Origin of the sequence: Streptomyces viridiviolaceus, from assembly GCF_014650995.1 — a bacterium.
Taxonomy (GTDB): Bacteria; Actinomycetota; Actinomycetes; order Streptomycetales; family Streptomycetaceae; genus Streptomyces; species Streptomyces viridiviolaceus.
This window is the reverse complement of the sequence record NZ_BMWA01000035.1, coordinates 1-15059: the sequence shown is the minus strand read 5'-3', so window position 1 is coordinate 15059 and position 15059 is coordinate 1. Positions and strand designations below refer to the sequence as shown.

The 15059-nt window shown below is 72.4% G+C and carries 10 protein-coding genes and 1 pseudogene; 3 read left to right on the top strand and 8 right to left on the bottom strand.

Going from position 1 to position 15059, the window contains the following annotated elements; translation table 11 throughout:
* The 4 genes from IE260_RS35720 to IE260_RS35705 all read right to left on the bottom strand — a co-directional run.
* A partial coding sequence (locus IE260_RS35720) for a hypothetical protein (protein ID WP_189879647.1) occupies positions 1-777 on the bottom strand: 777 nt, incomplete at its 3' end.
* Entirely contained in the window at positions 777-2042 is a 1266-nt protein-coding gene (locus IE260_RS35715) for a VWA domain-containing protein (RefSeq protein ID WP_189879645.1), read from the bottom strand. The genes IE260_RS35720 and IE260_RS35715, both read right to left, overlap by 1 nt.
* Before the next feature lie 68 nt (positions 2043-2110).
* On the bottom strand, positions 2111-2311 hold the full coding sequence (locus IE260_RS35710; RefSeq protein WP_189879642.1) for a hypothetical protein: 201 nt from the start codon (positions 2309-2311) through the stop codon (positions 2111-2113).
* Positions 2281-3774, bottom strand: coding sequence for an IucA/IucC family protein (locus IE260_RS35705; RefSeq protein ID WP_189879640.1), 1494 nt, complete (start codon positions 3772-3774; stop codon positions 2281-2283). Before IE260_RS35705 ends, IE260_RS35710 begins: the two co-directional genes overlap by 31 nt.
* 96 nt (positions 3775-3870) lie before the next feature.
* Between IE260_RS35705 and IE260_RS35700 the strand changes: the two genes are divergently transcribed.
* Positions 3871-5394, top strand: a complete 1524-nt coding sequence (locus IE260_RS35700; protein ID WP_229881636.1) for an IucA/IucC family protein — start codon at positions 3871-3873, stop codon at positions 5392-5394.
* Between the two features lie 28 nt (positions 5395-5422).
* Positions 5423-5557 (top strand): annotated as a pseudogene (locus IE260_RS43415) (HipA family kinase); the annotation flags it as partial.
* Positions 5558-6048: 491 nt separating this feature from the next.
* Here the strand turns inward: IE260_RS43415 and IE260_RS35695 are convergent.
* Positions 6049-8346, bottom strand: a complete 2298-nt coding sequence (locus IE260_RS35695; protein ID WP_189879636.1) for a helix-turn-helix domain-containing protein — start codon at positions 8344-8346, stop codon at positions 6049-6051.
* A gap of 1224 nt (positions 8347-9570) precedes the next feature.
* Here IE260_RS35695 and IE260_RS35690 point away from each other — a divergent pair.
* Positions 9571-11820: an XRE family transcriptional regulator gene (locus IE260_RS35690; protein WP_189879634.1), complete on the top strand. Its 2250-nt coding sequence runs from the start codon at positions 9571-9573 to the stop codon at positions 11818-11820.
* Between the two features lie 204 nt (positions 11821-12024).
* Here the strand turns inward: IE260_RS35690 and IE260_RS35685 are convergent, their stop codons facing one another.
* The 3 genes from IE260_RS35685 to IE260_RS35675 are packed head-to-tail and all read right to left on the bottom strand — an operon-like array spanning position 12025 to position 15000.
* Positions 12025-12366 (bottom strand): GNAT family N-acetyltransferase, encoded by a 342-nt coding sequence (locus tag IE260_RS35685; RefSeq protein ID WP_189879632.1) that lies wholly within the window; start codon positions 12364-12366, stop codon positions 12025-12027.
* A 10-nt stretch (positions 12367-12376) separates the two neighbouring features.
* Positions 12377-13357, bottom strand: a complete 981-nt coding sequence (locus IE260_RS35680) for a pirin family protein (protein WP_189879630.1) — start codon at positions 13355-13357, stop codon at positions 12377-12379.
* The gene (locus tag IE260_RS35675; RefSeq protein ID WP_189879628.1) at positions 13354-15000 is read right to left on the bottom strand and encodes an MFS transporter; all 1647 of its coding nucleotides are present in this window, start codon (positions 14998-15000) and stop codon (positions 13354-13356) included. The genes IE260_RS35680 and IE260_RS35675 overlap by 4 nt, the downstream gene beginning before the upstream one ends.
* Between the last annotated feature and the right edge of the window lie 59 nt (positions 15001-15059).

The following is a 15059-nucleotide window of genomic DNA, read 5'->3' as shown; positions in this document are numbered from 1 at the left end:
CGCCGGTCTGCCCGACCCGCGCGTCAGCGCGTACCCGGCGATTCCGGCCAGCGCGGCCAGCACACCGCCGATCCCCGTCCACACCCACCGGTCGGACCACCAGCCGGAGGACCAGCCGTCCTCGGGCTCGATCGCCGACAGCACGGCGGAGGTGCCGGAGTCCTCGCCGTCCGCCGCGGACTTCACCGCGGCACCCGGGACCAGCGGTTCGGCCAGCCGGCCGTCCACGGCCGCCGCCCCGCCCATGTCCGCGGAGTCCACCCGGACCTCCGCGCCGACGCGCAGCCCGAGGTCGGACGTCGGCAGGTTCACCACCGTCAGCCGGACGTAGTACGTGCCCGGCAGCGGATCGTTCGCCCACGGCTCCGACCAGGCGCGGACCGTGCGCAGGACGCAGGCCAGCTCCACGGACGGGGCGTCCGCCGCCGCGGTGCGCGTCTGCGCGCCCCACTGGCAGGCCTGGCGGCGCCGCAGACCGTCGTACACGTCGACGCGCCAGGTCTCGGCGGCGTGCGTCCCGGGCAGCTTCACCGTGGCCTTCACGGTGGGACGCTGTCCGGCGTCGGCCGGGAACGACCAGTACAGGTAGTCGCCCGCGGAGCCGTCCGCCGTGGCCTGCTGTCCCTGCTCGATCTCCGTCGCCGTACGGAAGGACGTACCCGCCTCGGTGGGCGCGGAGCCCTCCTCGGACGGACTCGGTGAGCTGTCGGCCGCCGCCGGGCCCGCGGCCAGGCCGAGGGCGAGCAACGCCGCGCTCAACACCCGTGTGATACGCATCAGTGGGTCCTCCAGACCGCGAACCGCCAGCGCGACAGCCAGCCCCAGAGCAGACCGGCGAGGAAGCCGGTGAGGACGAGCGCACCGAGCAGCCACCAGCCGCGCCCGAGGCCGAAGGAGGCCACGTCGTCGGCCCGGCCCGGGCCGTCCACCACGTCGACGGTCAGCTCCAGCGGCAGACCGGGCGAGGTCTTCACCCCGGAGGCGACGGAGAAGGAGTTGGTGACCTGCAGGCACACGGTCTCGGCCGGCGTGTCCTCCTCGTCGCTCTCCGCCTTCGGGTACCGCAGCCCCGTCGAGATCACGTCCGTACGGCCGTTCCCGGCGGCCTCGCCGCGCACGATCTCCCGGCCGTGCACCGTGACCGCCCGCAGCAGCACCCCGTAGGAGGGGTTGACGGCACGGTCGGCGCCCACGCTCACCGAGGCGCGCAGCTCCTGGCCCGGATCCACGTCCACGCGGTACCAGCGCTGCTGCCCGAACTCCTCGCGGTCGGTGTAGAGCCCCGACTTCAGCGTCGGCGCCTTCGGGCACGCGTCGGCGCCCTCGGTGGCGACCGGCGTCACCACCGGGTCGGCCGCCCGGTCCACCAACTGGTTCACCCGGTCGGTGAGTTCGTCGGTGTGCTCCACCGACGTGTACGTACCGCCGGTCGCCTCGGCGATGCAGCTGAGCTGCTGCCGCATCTTGGCGTTGGGCACCAGGCCCAGGGTGTCGATGGTCAGCCCGATGCCCTTGGCCGCGATCTCCCGGGCCACCTCGCACGGGTCGAGCGGGGCGCAGGTGTCCTCGCCGTCGCTGATCAGCACGATCCGCTTGGAGCCGTTCCCGCCGTCCAGGTCGTCGGCGGCCTTGAGCAGCGCGGGGCCGATCGGCGTCCAGCCGGTGGGCGCCAGGGTCGCCACCGCCGTCTTGGCCTCGGTGCGGTCCAGCGGGCCGACCGGGTAGAGCTGCGCGGTGTCCTTGCAGCCCGTCTTCCGGTCGTCGCCGGCGTAGTCGGCGCCGAGCGTCCGTATCCCGAGCCGGACCTCCTCGGGCGTGGCGTCGAGCACCTCGTTGAACGCCTGCTTCGCCGCGGCCATCCGGGTCCCGCCGTCGATGTCCCGGGTCCGCATCGAACCGCTGACGTCGAGCACGAGGTTCACCTTCGGCGCGTCCTCGCCCGTGGGCTCACCGGCGACCGCCCCGGCCGGGAACGCGACCCCGGCCGTCAGCGCGGCGAGCAGGGCGCACACGCCTGCCGCCAGCCGTTTTCTTGTGATCATCGGCGGATCCTATTGACCAGAGGTGTCGTGCTCCAAAACGGCACCTCCTCCGCGCCCCAACGCCCCTGTCAGCACAGGGGATTGGGCAGCTGCGCCCACATGTCCCCGGCCGTTCTCGGCGACATCCGCATCAGCGTCAACGCCTTCACCGGCAGCGGCTCCTCGCGCAGTGCCACGAGGTCCGGCGTCGTCGGCAGATCCCCGACGACCGCCGCCAGCGCCTCCCGCAGCGCCGTTGTCAGCCGAGGGGATTGGGCAGCTGCGCCCACATGTCCCCGGCCGTTCTCGGCGACATCCGCATCAGCGTCAACGCCTTCACCGGCAGCGGCTCCTCGCGCAGTGCCACGAGGTCCGGCGTCGTCGGCAGATCCCCGACGACCGCCGCCAGCGCCTCCCGCAGCGCCGTGCCCGAGCCCGCGGTCGCCGCCAGCGCGCCGCCCACCAGCGAGCCGAACAGCTTGCGGCGCAGCGCCGTCGGGTCGTCGGTGAGCATCCGTGCGGGCAGGCCGGGGGCGTCGATGCCGTGCCGCGCGAGGCGCGCCGGGCTCACCCGGATGTCGGCCAGGTCGCGGTAGACCAGACGCAGCGGATCGCCCGACGGTGACAGCACCACGAGCAGGTTCTGGCCGTGCGCCTCCAGAGCCACGCCCAGCTCCAGCAGACGCAGCCCCACGCCGAGGGCGAGGCGCGCGAACCCGGCCCGCCAGGCGGCGGAGGCGGGCAGTGCGGTGCCCGCCAGGGCGGCCACCGGGACCACGTGCTCGCCCGGTGCCGCGTACGCCCCGGGCGACTCGCGCAGCACTGCCGCCAGGTCGGGGGAGTGGGCGGTGGCCGCGCCCAGGGTGCGGGTGACGTGCAGCAGCCCGCCGGTGTGCGCCGGCAGCGCCTGCCCGAAGTCCGACACGGCCGCCGACGCGGCGATCGAGGCGACCGAGATGTCCCGCACCGAGGAGGTCAGCCGGGCACTGAGGGCGGTCTTGACGTGCGGTCCGCCGGGCACGGCGAGCGTGCGCAGCGACATCAGCGGGTGCGCGGCGAGCACCTCCTCGCAGGGCCGCTTGAGCACGTGCGCGGCCTGCCACGGATGCACCGGGATCAGCAGCCGCGTCCCGTCCCGCAGCTGCCGCGGCCATCCCCCCGACACCAGGCACCCGGACGCCGGGACCGGCACCAGGCCCAGCCCCACCACCGGCCCGTGCTCGGGCCCGTAGGCGAGCTGATCGGCCACGGAGAAGCCGGGCCGGGAACGGCAGTTGGGGTGGAACGGGTGCCCGTCGACCACCCGCTGCTCCCAGCCCCAGTCACTGGCCGGCCACTCGTCCGGGTGATTCCCCTGCCCCGCCCGCGACAGCGCCAACGACGCGACACTGTGCCCGAGTTCCGCGGCGAACCCCGCCGAGTGCGGTACGGCGAGATCCGTCACCAGCCGCGCCGGATCGTCGTACGGGACCCCGTCGAGCCGTACGACGGCGACGTACGCGTCGGTGCGGTACGGGTCGGCGGCCGGGCCGGCCAGCCGGCGGCCGTCCCGAAGGCGCAGGACCAGTGCGTCCCGGGCGGGGTCCCGGCCGGCGATCCACGGCAGCGGCTCATGGGCGAACGCACGCCACAGCCGGGACAGCACGGCCGCGCGGGCGCCGGGCAGCTCGGCCGTGTACCGGGGGACGAGACCGGGGCGGACGGCGGCCAGCTCGTCGGCGACCTCGGCCTCTGCGGTGGGGGGACGATGCACGGGAGGGCTCCTCGGATACGGGTAGGACGTCACGGCAGAGGGACGACGACAGACATACTGATCGTCTCCGCCCACTGGACAGACCGTAGGGAACGAGTGGAACGCGTGGATCTCCTGCCCCCGCCCACGGGCGCCGACCCCACCCGGGACGACGTCGCGGAGCGGGCCGACGCCTACGCGGCGGCACCGCTGCTGAACTGCCTGCTGCGCGAGGTGGCAGAGCCCCTGCCGGGCCCCGGCGAACGACCCGTGTACCGGCTGCCCGGGAGCGGCCGGCTGCTGCGCGTCCGCGCCGGGCGCCGGCCCGCCGAACCGGAGGTGCGCGCGGCCGGCGGCTGGCGCCGCCTCGGCCACGCCGGACTGGTGGAACTCGTCGCCGAGGAACTGCGGCGGCACACCGGCCTGGCCAACCACGAACTCCCCAGCGAGATGACCGACAGCCGGGACGTGGTGGCCGCCCTGCTGGCCGCACGTGCGCGGGCGACCCCGCCCGGGGACCCGTACCTCCGCTCCGAGCAGTCCCTCCTCACCGGTCACACCCATCACCCCGCTCCCAAGGCGCGAGGCGGAGGTCCGCACACCGGCTGGCTGCCGTACGCACCGGAGGCGCACGCCTGCTTCCCGCTGACGCTGCTCGCCGTGCGCGAGGACACGGTCGTCGAGGAGGGCGACACCTCCGCCCTGGACGCCCTCGGCCAGGCCCCGCCCGGCTACCGGTTGCTGCCCGCCCACCCCTGGCAGCTCGACCTGACGGCGACCGCCCTCGCCCCGGCCTTCGCCGACGGCCGGCTGATCCGGCTGGGCACGACCGGATTCCCGGTCTGGCCGACGGCCGCCGTCCGCACGGTGTACGCCCCCGAACGGGACCTTTTCCTGAAGTTCAGCCTCGACGTGCGCATCACCAACGACATCCGCCGGCTGTGGCGCCACGACCTGCTCGGTCTGCGCCGCACCGACACCGCGGTCACGGAGGCGTTCGCAGCGATCGGCCCCCCGGCGGCCTGGCTCGGCGACCACGGCTACCGCACCCCGGGCTTCGCCTTCGAGGAACTGGCCGTCGTCGTCCGCGACGGACTGCGCGACCGCCTGCTGCCGGGCGCGACGCCGCTGCTGGCCGCCGCTCTCGTGGAGGGCTTCGACGGCAGCCCGCTGGAGCGCACGGCCGACCCGGCCGCCTGGTGGGCGGCCTACCTCGCCGTCGTCGTACCGCCGGTGCTGACCGCCTTCGCCGACGACGGCGTCGTGCTGGAGGCACACCTGCAGAACACGCTGGTCGCCGTGGACGCCGCGGGGACACCGGTGCAGGCCCTGTTCCGGGACGCCGAGGGCGTGAAACTGCTGCCGGACACCTCCAGGGCGGCCGGCTGGGAGCGGCTGGTGTACTGCCTGCTCGTCAACCACCTCCACGAGATCGCCGGGGCACTGGCCGAGCACCACGCCGGATTCGCCCCCTGGTCCGCCGTCCGCCGGGAACTCGCCCGCCACGACCTGCCCGAGATCCCGGCCCTGCTCGCCTCGCCCACCCTCCCCGGCAAGACCAACCTCCTGCTGCGCTGGACGGGCGCGGACGGCGCCGACGCACGCTACCTGCCGCTGCCCAACCCGCTGCTCGGGGCGTGACTGCCGGGGCCTGGCTTCCCCTGGCCGGGTGCTGCGCGACATGACTGCTGTTCGATACGTGACCCCGCTGAGGTCCGGCGGCTCCGTCCCCGGAGTCGTCGGGGCCGACGGCCTCGGCGCCTACGTCGTGAAGTTGTCCAGCCAGTGGCGTCGACCTGCGGTGATTCGACAACGCCCGTGGCGGACCTGGATCATTACCTCTTTCAGCGTCTTTCACGGGCGTGCCGTCTTATGCGGCCGCTCCTCCCCACGCGCTCCCCAGCGGCGCGGGTACTCCCCACCGGTTTCGCAATCGTGCCTGCTGATGTAGCCCGAAATGAGCCCTCCATCCGTGCCGGGCGTGGTCCCCGGCGTGGGCCAGTGTGGGCACAGGTCGTCGGCGTCGACCGCAAGGTAGGTCTCGGATCCGGTGGTTCCGAGGGCAACCGGAGCGAGGGTCCTCCGACGTGTTCTCGGCCATCGTCATGCCCAGCCGCCGGCTGAAGACCCCGAAGGCGCTGGCTTCGGCGCCTTGCTCGCGTACGACGTTCGCGTTCAGCCGCCTTCCGGCGTTGTACTTGTGCAGGGGGCGGACCTCGCTGGTGTACCTGTCGGGAGCGCGCCGGGTTCCTGTGAAGGTGATTGTGGCCCCGGCTCCGTGGCCGCCGACCCGGATCAGGCGAAGTGGGTGGGTGGGGACGGCGTGCCCGCGGCCAGGGCGTCCAGAGCCGCACGGGCTTCGTCCAGCATGGCCGGGGGGACGAGGTCCGCCATGGTGAGCACGGCGCGGTACTCCGTCTCCGCCTCGGCGAGCTCGCCTAGGTGGACCAGTGCGTGAGCCATGTGGAGGTGGACCATGCCTGCCCGCTCGTGCCAGCCGTGGGCCTCGAGCTGCCCCCGGATGGGACGCAGGGCGTCGACGGCGTCCTGCCAGTGCCCCTGGTTGAGATGGGCGAACGACACGTAGAACGCGGCGTACATGGTTGAGTAGTCCCGCACGTTGGGCGGAATGCGGTCGCGGTATTCGGAAGCGCCGAGGAGGTCCATCACCTCGTCATAGGCAGCGACCGCTTGCCGCGGGCGACCGGCCTTCTCCGCCACCCTGATGGTCATGTTCGACGCCGCCAGGTACCCGTTGACCTCATCGGCCTGCGCGAACAGCTCCTTGGCACGCTGATAGTGGTCGGCGGCCGGCGGCAGGTCGTCGACCAGAGCGTGCAGTCCGCCGAGGTGGTGGTGGGCCCAAGCCTGCTGAGTGACGTCCCCGCACTTCTCGGCGATGGCGAGCGCGCGCCCGGCTTCGCCGACCGCCTTGTCGTGGCGGCGTTCGCCGATCCAGTAGGCCCCTGCCAGGTTGTTGCGGTGGGTGGCCTCCCGTACGGGGTCGCCCAGGGCTGCCGCGGCCTCGGCGGCGCGTTTGTAGACCTCGATCCAGTGCCCCCAGGACACCCAGTGGTCGGAGAACCAGATCGTCGCGTCCGCGACCTCGATGACCTTGGCGTGTTCACCGGTTTCCACGGCCTCACGGAAGGCGGCGAGCCAGTTGTCGCTCTCCGTCTTCATCCACCGCATCGCCTGCTCGCGGTCGCCGAGGGCGACCAGCCTGCCGGGGGCCGGCGACGGTGCACCGTGCTCCGGCTCGTACCAGCGGCCCGCGAGGACGGCCGTGTCCAGCAGCCAGGCCCGCAGGCGGGCTTTTGCGGCAACCGACGCCTCGTCGCCGTCCTCGGCACGGTGGCGAGCCCCCGCGTACAGCCGCAGCAGATCGTGAAAGCGATAGCGGTCGCCGGGGGAGGCCATCAGCAGGCCCGCGTCGAGGAGTTCCTCCAACAGGTCTTCGGCCGCGGGCAGGGACGTGTCCGCGAGCACGGCCGCCGACGGAATGCTGAAATCCGCCCCGGGCACCAGCGACAGCAACCGGAACATGCGGGCGGTGCCAGGGGCCAGACGCGAATAGGAGAGGGCGAAGGCGGTGTTGACACGAAGGTCTCCGGCGCTGAGAGCGTCGAGCCTGCGCTCCTCGTCAGTGAGCCGGTCGGCGAGCCGCTGCAGGCTCCAGTTGGTGCGGGTTGCCGCCCAGTTCGCGGCCACCCGCAAGGCCAGGGGGAGGTGCCCGCACAACTCGGTCACGGCGAGGACAGCCGCGGGCTCCGCGTCCACGCGGTCGGCGCCGACCACGGCCCGGAGCAGTGAGGCGGAGTCCTCCCGGGTCAGTGCGCCGAGCTCCGTACGGTGCACTCCCTCCAGGCCGGCGAGTGTGCGTCGGCTGCTCACCACGAGAAGGAGCCCGCCCTCGCGCGGCAGCAACGGTCTGACCTGTGCCTCGCTACCGACGTTGTCGAGGACGACAACCGCGCGGAGAGCGGCTGCGGTCGCGTGATACCGGGCGAGACGCTCCTCGGCACTCTGCCGTCCCAGCTCGGCGTCGGCCACGCCCCAGGCGTCCAGCAGGCGCAGCACGGCCTGATCCGCAGAGAGCGGCTGTGCGTCGAGGCCCCGCATGTCGATCAGGAACGCTCCATCCGGAAAGGACGGAGCGGACTCCTCGGCCAGTCTGATCGCCAAGGTGGTCTTGCCGCTGCCGGGCGGCCCGAACAGCACCACCACCGGCGCCGGTGAGCGCACCGCCCTGTTCCCCGTCCGAGACTCCGTGACGGACTGTTGCACGAGGGTACGCAACGTGGCCAGCTCCGCATGCCGGCCCACAAAGTCCCGAACGCCTCGGGGCAGCGCGTAGGGCGACGCCGGCGAGACGGAAGGCTTCGTCGCGGGACGTCCGGCGCGGAGGGCCGCCAGCAGTTCGGAGTGCGCCGCCTCGTCCAGGTCCAGACCCTGGACCAGCGCGGTGACCGTTCCGCGCTGCGGACGAAGACTCCGGCCCCGTTCCATGTCACCGATCGCGCGCACCGAAACGCCGGACGCCTCCGCAAGCTCCTCGATCGTCCAGCAGCGGGCCAGCCGCAACGCTCGCAACAGTCGACCGAACGGCGTCCCTCCGACGCTTCCCCCACCCGCTCCCGCACTCACGACGCCGATTCTACGCATGACGCACGAGCTGGGCCCCGACGGAGGCCGACAGCCCCGCCGCTCCCTTGCTGGTGCGTTACTTCCAGGCGATCGCATCGATCGCCTGCCGTGATCCCGCCACCGGCCACCCCGTTCGGAACCCAGCGGCCGGCGACGCAGTTCGTGTCCGGTGCCGGACCGATGGGATTCATCTCCCTGCCGAGTTCGAGCGGCGGGGTGTTTCGGGTCGACCCGAAGACTGGACACTTCGGCTACGTGAACTCCTAGGGCACCATGTCCACCTTCTTCCGGCTCAGGGGAGACCCGGTCGAGTACTTCCAAAGCCAGTTCGAGTGATCTTCGTCGACCCCGACTTCACCGAGCGGCTCCAGCGGATCGCCCGCGCCTCGGGCTGGGCATCCCCGCCCCGCCCGGCGCAGGCCCTCGGAATGTGGGAGGAGTTCGTCGAGGAATGCGAGCACGGTGACGCACTCGACTTCTCCGAGTATCTGAACGACCTCTCCGTCCGGAGCCTGCCGCACAAGATCCTCGACGACCCCTGGGCGAAACGCGGTACGACGTACGAGCCCGCGTTCGGAAACAAACGCCGGGAACGCCGCCCCCACCCGGCGGAGGGACCGTCCGCCGACCGGTCGCCGACGACCCGCCGTCCGGTGCACCGGACGGCCGGAACCGCGCCCCCGCAAGGGCTTGCACAAGACCTGGAACGCCACGCCGTGACAACCGCCGACACGTGGTGGAGTTCCGCGCAGGTGGCACCCCCTCAACGGGCAGGCTCCGGCCCCGCCTCTGCTCCTCTCGAATGGATCGCCCTCCCCGGCCGCCCCCCCATCCTCCGGCCTGCTGGGCAACACACCGGCCGCCGTGGGCCGCCACGCGGAATGCCGCTCCGTATCGCCTGTGACCGTGCCCTCACACCCGGTCCTCACACCCGGTGGTCGGCGCGCTGACGTGAGCGTTGCCGAAGACGCATCCGGCACCGTGGATGTAGAGGTTCACCGGCAGCCTGCCTTCCGCACCCGCGGGCTTGACGGTCCGCGCACTATCGGCCGCACCGGGCCGGTGACCCTGGTCAGCCGCCGTAAGATCTTGTCGCCGCTGGGTGCTTCGCCCCAGGAGCGATGTCGGAGCGGTTCTGGCGCAGGTGATGCGAGGTAACAGGGGGCCGACGTGGGTGGGGCGGGGTTCGGGGTGCTGCTGCGGCAGTTGCGGTTGGAGGCATCGCTGACGATTGAGGCACTGGCGGAGGCATCGGGGGTCAGTGTCCGGGGGATCGGTGATCTGGAGCGCGGTCGGCGGGCGACTCCCCAGCGGAGGACGGTCGCCGCGTTGGCGGACGGGCTGGGGTTGGGCGAGCCGGCGCGGGAGCGGCTGCTGGCCGCCGCCCGGTCCGGTCGCAGCCCCCGCCACAGTCCGGCCGGCGTGCGTGCTTTCCCGCGCGGCATCGACGACTTCGTCGGCCGGGAAGCGGAACTGACTCAACTGGCGGCACTGGCCGACAGGGCGACCGCTGGGCAGCCGGTGGTGGCGGCGGTGTCCGGGCCGCCGGGAGCGGGCAAGACCACCTTTACGCTGCAGGCCGCCCGCGATCTGGCCGGGCGTTTCCCGGACGGGCAGCTGTTGCTGGACCTGCGTGGCTTGGACGACAGTCCGCCGGACACGGCCGAGCTCCTGCTGCGTGCGCTGAATGCGTTGGGCGTGGCCGACCGCGATCTCGCGAAGGCCGGCCTGCAGGGGCACCCGGAGCTGTACCGGAAGGTGCTGGCCGAGCGGCGCTGTCTTCTGGTGCTGGACAACGCCCGGGACGAGGCCCAGGTCCGCCCGCTGCTGCCGGGAGCGGGCGCGGGTATGGTGCTGATCACCAGCCGAAGGATGCTCACCGGCCTGGAGAGCGTCCACCGTCTGTCCATCGGCGAACTCTCCCCCATCGAAGCTGCCGACTTCCTGATCGCCCTGGTGGGACAGGAGCGCGTTAACGCGGACCCTGGCGCGCTGGCCGAGGTCGCCCACCGCTGCGGGCATCTGCCGCTGGCCCTGCGCGTGGCGGGCAACTGGCTGGCCACCCGCACCGGCTGGACGATGCGCCGCCTCGCCGACCGCCTCGCGCTGGAAGAACGCCGCCTGGACACGCTGACCGCCGGCGACCTCCGCCTCTCGGCGGCCTTCGACCTGTCCTACCGTCAGCTGACTCCCACCGCCGCACGCCTGTTCCGGCTGCTGTCCCTGGTCGACGGCCCCGACGTCAGCGCCGCCGGCGCCGCTCAGCTGACCGAGCAGCCGCTGTTCGACGCCGAGGACGCCCTCGAAGAACTCGTCGAGACCGGTCTGCTGGGCACCGACCAAGATCGCTACCGTCTGCACGACCTGCTGCGCCTGTACGCCCGCAGCCGGCTGCACGCCGAAGAGCCCCCCGAGAAGTGTGAGGCGGCCCGAGCGGCGCTGCACCGCTGGCTGCTGGAGACCACCGTCGTGGCCGGCCGCTGGTACGAACCCGATCACGGCGCCCCACCCCCCACCTGGCAGGGCACCGTCGACCTGTCCACGGCCGAGCACGCCCGCCAGTGGCTCCAGGCCGAAGGCGACAACTGGCTCGCCGCCCTGCGCACGGCCGCCACCGCGGGTGACCACGCGAGTGTCGTGGAGGTCGCCGAGGCCCTGCACTGGTTCTCCGACCAGTGGATCTACTGGGGACACTGGCCCGAGGTCTTCGCCACCGCCGCCCACTGCGCCCAAGCCCTCGGCGACCCCCTTCTGGAGGCCACCCACCTCAACTACCACGCCTGGGCCCTGCTGATATGCGAAGGCCGCCACCACGACAGCCTCGCCCGCGCGGCCCAGGCCCTGACCGCCGCCCAGCGCGCCGCAGACCTCCCCCAGCAGGGCTGGGCCCATTTCTACAGTGCCTGGACCCTCTCTCTGCTCGGCGACCACGCTGCCGCGACATATCACAACCGCGAGTCGGCCAGGCTCTTCGAGGCTGCCGGTGATCTCCACGGCACCCTCCAGGCCATGGGCAATGCAGGCTACAACCTCTCCGTCGCGGGCCGGCACGAGGAATCCATCGCGCAGCACCTGCGCACGCTCGCCTTCCTCGACCAGGTCGGCGACCGCATCGAACCGCATGTCGCCGATGCCGTTCGCTTGAACTTGGAGACGAGCATCGGCCTGTCTCACGCCCACTTCAAGAACTGGCCCGAGGCCATCGGGCACCTGCGGGCCGCCGTGAGCCTCGGGCGCGACAGCGGCAACGAAGGCCTGGAAAGCCGCACCCTGGTTTACCTCGGCAACACCCTGCTGGCCGCCGGGCACCACGACGAGGCCCGGGACGCCTTCAGCCAATGCATTGCCCTCGGGGCGGTAGCCGATCCCAACCGCCTCACCGAGGCCCGGGAACGCCTCGCCGGCCTCGACACCCACTGAGCGCCGCCTCGGGCCGCGCCCGGCTCGGTGGCCCGCCGCACGGATGAGGGGCCTGTCCAAGAAGGCGCCGGGCTGCAGCGGCAGCTCACGGACCTTCTCTGCCCGGTCGTACGCTCGATCTGGTTCGACCGGGGTCCTGGATCGGGTGGCAGCCCCGCTCCCGTCAGGCTTGATCACAAGCTGGGGGAGCGGGGCTCTCGTGGTTCAGTGCGTCAGCGCCTGGTCCAGCCACCTACGGATCTCGGGGGTCACCGGATCGGCCACGTCCGCGAACTCATCGTGCCTGGTCAGGTACTTCGCTACGTAGGGGCAGACCGCGACGACGCGCTTACCCACGTCACGGACATCGGTCAGGGCGCGCTGGACGAGCTGCGAGGCCAGGCCTTGTCCGGCGAACGCGTCGTCGATTTCCGTGTGGTAGAAGACTCGCTGGTCGCCGTGGTCCCGGTACGCGGTGAAGCCGGCCATGCGGCCGTCGACGTGAATCTCGTAGCGGTGCTTGTCGTCCACACGCTGGACGGTTGGTGTGCCGGCGGGTCGGGTCATGGTGAGCCTCTCAGGGAGCGTCGGGGTTCTTTCGGGGGGCGATGGTGGCGTTGGGGAGGGCGGGCGCGGGCAGGCAGTCACCGTCGTAACCGTCGACGTCGCCGAAACGGTCGGACCCGTCCTGCCACGCCTGTCTGGCCTCGGCGATGTCCTCGTGGCTACGGCCGATGAAGTTCCACCACATGACGATCTCTTCGCCGAACGGCGGGCCGCCCAGCAGGACGGCGCGGGCGGGCACGTCCGTGTCGTTCACCAGGGTCAGCGTGTCGTGCCCGGGGGAGAGGTAGCCCAGGTCCGCAGGGTGCAGGAGGGTACCGGCCATGTCGACTTCCCCCTGGTCGACCAGGAGACCGTGTTCGAAGGCCGGATCGACCGGGAGGGTGGTCGTCGAGTGCGGATCGAGGACGATCTCGGCACCGAGCAGCGGGGTGAACGTCGGCACCGGTGAGGTCCGGCCGACCAGACTCCCGAGGAAAACCCTCAGCGTGGAGCCGTGGCGCCGGAGCGGTGTCGGTACGTGGTGGCGGAAGGCACGGTCGGCATGCCGGTGCTCCCGTGGTAGTGCCACCCAGAGCTGGACGCCGTGCAGGATCCGCGTACGGGCGGTGGAGACCTCCGAGTGGCTGATGCCGCGTCCGCCGGTCATCAGGTTCAGTTCGCCGGGCCGCACGAAGGCGTGATTGCCCTGGCTGTCCCGGTGCTCGATCTCACCGCTGAACAGCCAACTGACCGTCTGCAGGCCGGTGTGCGGATGCGGGGCGACATCCATGCCCCCGGTCTCGGACACGTCGTCGGGACCGTAATGGTCCACGAAGCACCAGGCGCCGATCAGCGTCCTGGCCCGCTGCGGCAGTGTGCGCCGCACCCTCATCGCCCTCGGGCCGCCCAGGGGGACGTCCCGCGCGGTGAGGATCTCGACCTGCGGAGGGGGGCCACCGTGCTGATCGGTGGTGCCGAGTCGTCCGGCGGGCTTCGGCCCATGGTCGCTCATCGCGGTGCCTTTCCTTCTCGTCGGATGCCGTCATTCCCCGGCTCCGTGGCCACCACGGGCCCGGCGGTGGCGTCGAAGGCATGGGTGACCTCGGGTGTGGTGCCGTCCACGAGCAGTTCGCGCGCCTGTTCCTCGAAGCGGCGGTCATTGGCTGTGAGCCGGCTGTGGTGCTGGGCCAGGTGCTCCGCCCAGGAGGCGACCATGTAGGTCTCGACGAACCGGCCGGGATCAGCGCCGTCCTGGAACAACCCCCATGTCAGCGCTCCGGTGCGGCGTCGGGAACGGGCCACGTGCTCCATGCGCGCGGTGAAGGCGGCCCAGTTCTCCGGGGCGATCCGGTAGGTCACGGAGACGAGGACCGGTCCCTCGGCCGGTCCGGGTTCGAACATCAGATGCGGTACCGGCCAGTGGTCGGACGGGCTCGGATCCACACCATCCGACGCGTACAGGGGCCACCGGCGCACACTCAACGCGCCGGCGAGCAGCAGACCGGCACCGATCAGGAGAGAGACACCCAGGCCGAGGCCGTCGGACAGAGCGCCCCACACCGGTGCGGTCAGCGCCTGCCCGCCCTGAAACACCACCAGGTAGACGGCGAGTCCCCGGCCCCTGACCCAGCCGGGCAGCCGCTGCTGCAGGGCCGCGTTGAGGGTGGACAGCACGCCGATCCAGGCGAGACCCGCGGGCAACAGTGCGGCGCCCGCGAGCCAGGGCTGGCGGACCGTCGCCAGGATCACCAGCGTCCCGGCGAAGACCACCGCACCCGCCGCCAGGGTGCCGTTCGCCCCCAGCCTGCGCCGGATCGCCGGCAGGGCGACGGCGCCGCCCACCGCACCGGCCCCGACAACGCCGAGGAGCAGCCCGTACCCGCCCGAGCCCAGCCCCAGCGAACGGCTGGCGACGAGCGGCAGCAGCGACCAGAGTGCCGCTCCGCCCGGGATGAACAGGGCCGTGCGCAGCAGGACCCGGCGGACGCCGGGAGCGTGCCAGACGTAGCGTCTGCCGGCCTGCACGGCGGCCAGGAGCCCCTCGCTGTGAGCGGTGGTCCGGGGCGTCGTCGGCCGTCGCCACAGCAGGAGCACCGCCGCGATGCCCAGATAGGACAGGGCATTGAAGGCGAAGACCCAGCCTGCGCCCGCCGCGGCGACCACCGCGCCGCCGAGGGCGGGGCCCACGGCGCGGGCCAGGTTCATGTTCACGGCCCCCAGCGCCGCCGCCTGACCCAGTTGTTCGCGCTTCACCAGATCCGGCTGGATGGCCTGCCAGGCGGGACCCATCAGCGCGGTACCGCACCCGAGCAGGAAGGTGAGGACCAAGAGGGCAGTCGGGGTGAGTGCATCCTGGAACGCGAGCACCGTCAGCACGGTGGCGACGGAGAGCATGGAGAACTGTGCGGCCAGGAGCATCTTGCGGCGGTCGTATCGGTCGGCCAGGACCCCGGAGGGCAGGGCGAGCAGGACGACCGGCAGGCTGGACGCGGTCTGCACGAGCGTCACCAGGGACGCGCTGTGCCCGACGAGCAGCCACTGGGCGCCGACCGTCTGCATCCAGGTGCCGGTGTTCGACACCAGCTGCGCGATCCACAGCGCGCGGAAGACGCGCGCCGCTAGCGGCGCCCAGGCCGACTCCTCCGTGGTCCTCATGAGGGGGGCCTGGTCCAGGCGGGGGCGGAGGCGGACAGGCGGTGTGTGGCTGCTGAGGT